Genomic DNA, 2,458 nt, shown 5'->3' with positions numbered 1-2,458 from the left:
GTATAGAAATAGCCGGCGTTGCCGTTGGCGTCCGTGAGTTTGACGATGTCGCCAAAGGCGTTGTATTCGGTGGTGATGCTGTGGCCCAGGGCATCAATGGCCCCGGTCTTGCGGCCCAGGGTGTCGAATTGCTGCTGGGTCAGGCGCTGGTCGGCGGTGCCATAGGCTTCGAGGATGCGCACCTGGTTGCCCAAGGCGTCGTATTCGTAATGGGTGGTGATGGCCTCAGGCGTGCCGTGGGCGCGGGTTTCGTCAAGGAGCCGGCCCGCCTTGTCGTAGGCGTAACGGGTGGTGACCGCCGCACCGGTGCCATAGGCGATGGTCTTGCTAATGAGGTGGCCCGCCGCATCGTAGGCGTAGAGGGTGTTGATCTGGTCGCTCGTGCCAACCGCTTCCCGCAGTTCCTGGAGGCGGCCCGCCTTGTCGTACACGCGCTGGCTGGCTTGGCTGTCGCCCTGCAGGGTGTGGCTGTAGCTGCTGTCGGTCACGCTGCCCGGCTTGACCGTGTAGCGGGTGGTGGTGCCCAGTTGGCCGTTGAGGGTGTAGCGGTAGGTGGTGAGGTAGCCTGCGGCATCGATCGTCGCGCTTTTCAGGTTGCGCTGGTCGTAGTAGTGGTGCGTGACCTGGTCGCGCGCGCTGTCCAGCGTGATGGTGTTGCCGGTCCCTGTCCCGGATACTATCGTCGGCGCCACATTGGTCGCCAGCGTGCCCTGCATCTTGTTGGCGTACTGCGTCACCTTGGTCAGGTTGCCCATGAGGTCGTAGGCGTAGCTCGTGCCATAGCCTTCGGCATCCAGGCTGAAGCTCACACGGTTAAGCTGGTCGTAGACGGTCTGCTCGACCCGGTCCTGACTGGTATTCGCGAGCAGATAGGCCCCCGTGCCCGCACCACTGGTGCGGATCTCGATGTTGCCATTCGCGGCCAGGGTGCCCTGCAGGACGCTGGCATACTGGGTGCGCTTGACGACGTTACCTGCAGCGTCGACCTCATGACGGGTGACGTAACGGTTGGCATCCACCGTGAAGCTGAGGCGGTTGTCCTTGTCGTAGACGTATTGGGTCACCCGGTCCGCCGCATTGGCTACAATGCGTGATGCCACATCATTGAGCGGGGTATTGAGCGGCAGGCCAGCGAGGCTGATAGCCGTTGCGTATTGGGTAACCTTGGTGATATTGCCATTGCCATCGTAGGTATTGGCCGTGACTTGGCCCAGTGCATCCACGGTATGGATCACGCGGTTGTTGGCGTCGTAGGTATAACGCGTAACGTTGCCCAGCGCATCGGTCTTGCTCATGACGTAGTGCGCACCGCTATAGGTGTAGGTGGTCTTGAGCGCTAAGCCGTCCGGATCGACGATTTCCTGGGTACGGCGACCCAGGCGGTCGTACTTGTATTCCACGGTCTGGGCATGGGGCGTGCCAGCGCCTTGGGTCACCCGTACCTGCTGGCCCAGGGCGTTGTAGGTGAAGGTGGTCTGCAGGTTGAGGCCGGTGGGATTGGCGGCCGTGCCGCCCGTAGCATTGGTCGCGACCACAAGAGGATCGACCACGATGGCAATGATCTGTCCCTGGGCGTCATAGTCGGTGCGTGTCCAGATGTTGTTGGCATCGCGCTCCCAAGCCTTGCGGCCCTGGGCATCGTAGTAGTACAAGGTGGTAAAGGAGTCGCCATCGGTCTCCACCCGGCGGCTGAGGAGCCGGTTGGCCTCGTCATAACGGTAGACGGTCTCCACCCCGCGGGCGTCGGTGGTGATCCAGACCCGACCCGCCTTGTCGTAGTCGATCAGGCTGACCGCATTGTCCGGGGTGGTGGTGCGGATGAGCTGGCCATCGGCATTGTAGGCATAGGTGGTCGTGTTGCCGCGGCCATCCTGGATGCTGACGGTCTCGCCGAAGCCGTTGGTGGTGGTCGTGACCTGGATGCCTTCCGCCGTGGTCATGACCATGGTGCGCGCCGCGCTGTTGTAGACGGTGGTGGTGGTCTGATTGCGCCCATCCACTTTGGTCAGGATGCGGTCATGGGCATCGTAGGTGGTCCGGCTTGTGGTGTTGGTAGCGTCGATCAGGGTGATCTGGCGGCCCAGGCGGTCGTATTCGTACTTGGTGGTGTTGCCACGCCCATCCGCGCTTTGGGTGACACGCCCAAAGGCATCATAGGCATGGGTGTTGCTGAGGTAGAAACCGCCTTCAAACATGACCTTGCTTTTGAGGTTGCCACGGCGGTCATAAGTGTAATTGGTTGAGCCATTCGGCCCCGCATCGATCTTGAAGTTCTCGGAGGCAAGCTCGCCAAAGGCGTTGTAGCCTTGCGTGTTGAGGTTGCCCAAGGCATCGGTCCGGCTAATGACTTGACCTGCCCTGTCATAACCTGCCTTGAGTTCGCTGTAGCCGCCCGCGAGGCTGCTCACCGCCGTGCCCAGCGTGCTGGTCTTGCCGCCCATCAGGGTGCCCAGCACCG

Annotated in this window: 1 protein-coding gene; it reads right to left on the bottom strand. The window is 62.0% G+C overall.

Annotated features, from left to right (window positions below):
- A partial coding sequence (locus tag LG198_RS00020) for an RHS repeat domain-containing protein (RefSeq protein WP_230341132.1) occupies positions 1–2,458 on the bottom strand: 2,458 nt, incomplete at both ends.

Origin of the sequence: Methylobacillus arboreus (genome assembly GCF_020532725.1) — a bacterium.
Lineage (GTDB): Bacteria > Pseudomonadota > Gammaproteobacteria > Burkholderiales > Methylophilaceae > Methylobacillus > Methylobacillus arboreus.
This window is presented reverse-complemented; position numbering and strand designations above follow the sequence as displayed.